Here is a 1,400-nt window from a genome sequence, read left to right on the forward strand (position 1 = left end):
GAGCTATGCGGGAATTTGGGTGATGGCGTGATTTGAAGGGCGGCGTATCGTGGCGGGTGTCAAAGCCGGCCAGAACCTCACAAGGAGCGATACGCCATGAAAGAAGATACAACGATCCTGCCATTTCGCCAATCGGAAACGATTATCGATCCGTTGACAGAGCTTGCTCGGCAGGGTGCTCGTCGGATGCTGGCGGAAGCGCTGAAGGCTGAGGCTGATGCCTTTGTCGCCAGTTTTGCCGATGAGCAGCTGGAAGACGGGCGTCAGCGGATTGTGCGGCATGGATTTGGCCCTGAACGGAAGATTCAGACAGGGATTGGTGCCCTGGATGTCCAGCGGCCCAAGGTGCGCGATCGGATGGCAACGCCCGATCCTGCAGATAGGATCCGTTTTACATCGAATATCCTGCCCAAGTGGGCGCGCCGCTCGGTCAGCTTGGATGCCTTGCTGCCGGTGCTGTATCTGAAAGGCATTTCAACGGGAGATTTCCAGGAAGCCCTATCGGCCATCATGGGGCCAGATGCGCCCAACCTCTCGCCAAGCGTGATCTCGCGTCTGACTGCTGGATGGCAGGTTCAATATGATGCCTGGGCACGGCGGGATCTGTCTGCCCGCCACTACGTCTACATCTGGGCGGACGGCGTCTATCTTCAGGCGCGGATGGAGGAAAATGCCGAATGCATGCTGGTGATCATCGGCGCGACACCGGAGGGCAAGAAAGAGCTGATCGGCTTTCAGGTCGGCCTGCGGGAGAGCGCGCAGAGCTGGCATGAGTTGCTGACCGACATCAAAGGTCGCGGGCTGTCCGTCGCACCGGAAATTGCGGTTGGGGATGGAGCCATGGGGTTCTGGAACGCACTGGACAAAACGTTTCCAGGCACAAAGCATCAACGGTGTTGGGTGCATAAGGTAAAGAACGTCCAGAACTGTTTTCCCAAACAGATGGCCCCGGCGGTCAAATCAGATCTGGACGACATTCAGCACGCCGAAACGCGCGCAGAAGCCGATGCTGCGTTGGCCGTTTTCTCCGAAAAGTATGGCGTCAAATACCCAAAAGGTGTTGCATGCCTGACAAAGGACAAAGAGGCGATGCTGGCATTCTTCGACTTCCCAGCTGAGCATTGGGGCCATCTGCGCACGTCGAACCCGATTGAAAGCGTGTTCGCCACTGTTCGGCACCGAACGGTGAGGACCAAAGGGGCGCTGTCACAAAAGACCGCAAAACTGATGGTCTTCACCCTCATTCAGGCAGCATCGAAAAAATGGCTGCGCCTCAAGGGCAGAAACCAGTTGCCAAAGGTTATCGAAGGAATCAAGTTCACAGACGGTGTCGAAGTGACCAACGACACCGAAAACCGCGCCGCCTGATGATGCGCGTCACCCAAATTCAAGCATAGCTC

1 protein-coding gene is annotated in these 1,400 nt (G+C 56.9%); it reads left to right on the plus strand.

Annotated elements, in window-relative coordinates; genetic code table 11:
* The first annotated feature begins 96 nt into the window (after positions 1–96).
* On the plus strand, positions 97–1,368 hold the full coding sequence (locus tag ACEN2R_RS20880; RefSeq protein WP_442044866.1) for an IS256 family transposase: 1,272 nt from the start codon (positions 97–99) through the stop codon (positions 1,366–1,368).
* Positions 1,369–1,400 lie beyond the last annotated feature (32 nt).

Source organism: Pseudogemmobacter sp. W21_MBD1_M6 (assembly GCF_052119585.1).
Classification (GTDB): Bacteria; Pseudomonadota; Alphaproteobacteria; order Rhodobacterales; family Rhodobacteraceae; genus JBGQOJ01.